1 pseudogene is annotated in these 1020 nt (G+C 69.4%); it reads left to right on the forward strand.

Annotated features, from left to right (window positions below):
* Positions 1–793, forward strand: a pseudogene (locus AOK17_RS47435) (Pls/PosA family non-ribosomal peptide synthetase); the annotation flags it as partial.
* Positions 794–1020: the final 227 nt, after the last annotated feature.

Genomic DNA, 1020 nt, shown 5'->3' on the forward strand with positions numbered 1-1020 from the left:
CGACGGCGAGATCCGTGAGGGGGTCGGCCTGCTGGGCTCGCCGCCCTTCGAGATCCCGCGGACCGTCGAGCGCGACACCCGCTTCGACCACCTCCGTGAGGGCGACGAGCTGCGCCGCCGTCTGGCCGCGAAGAACCGGCACAACCTGCGCACCATGGGCCTGTTCCTGTTCATCCGGTGGTTCGACTGGTTCGCGCTCACGGTCCTCGGCTTCGCCGCCTTCGACCTGTACGGGGAGCTCGGCACCGCGGGCGGTCTACTGATCGGCGCGTCCCTGATCGTCGGCCTCGCCTTCACCACCGGCTACTACGTACTGGTGGAGCGGCTGATCTGCCGGTTCCGTCCGCTGGAGCCCCGGCTGCACTCCATCTACGACCCGCTCTTCTGGCGCCACGAGCGGCTCTGGAAGATCCCCGACACACACATCGCCATCTACAACGGCACCCCGTTCAAGAACCTGCTCTGGAAGCTGCTCGGGGTCCGTATCGGCCGCCGGGTCTTCGACGACGGGGCCTACATCACCGAGCGGACGCTCACCGCCATCGGCAGCGACAGCACGCTCGGCGCGCACAGCAAGGTGCAGTCGCACTCGCAGGAGGACGGCACCTTCAAGTCCGACCACATCGAGATCGGCGACGGCGTGACGCTCGGCGTCGGCGCGCTCGTCCACTACGGGGCGTCGATGGGCGACGGCGCCGTGCTCGCCGCCGACTCCTTCCTGATGAAGGGCGAGGAAGTACCGGCGGGGGCCCACTGGGGCGGGAACCCGGCGGTCGCCCAGCGGCGCACCTGACAGCTGCGCGGCACGGACAAGCACTGCGGCACGGACGAGCTCCGCAGCGCAGATGGGCTCCGCAGCACAGACAAGAAGGACAACAGGGGGAAGCAAGACCATGGAAACGATCCCGAAGTGGACGCTCGACCCGGTGCCCGGCACCGCGGAGTACGAAGTCCCGCTGCCCGAGGGCCTGTTGCGGGAACCCCGCGCCCTCCTGGCCGCACACGCACGAGTCCTCGCCG

This window comes from Streptomyces phaeochromogenes (assembly GCF_001418655.1).
GTDB classification, from domain to species: domain Bacteria; phylum Actinomycetota; class Actinomycetes; order Streptomycetales; family Streptomycetaceae; genus Streptomyces; species Streptomyces phaeochromogenes.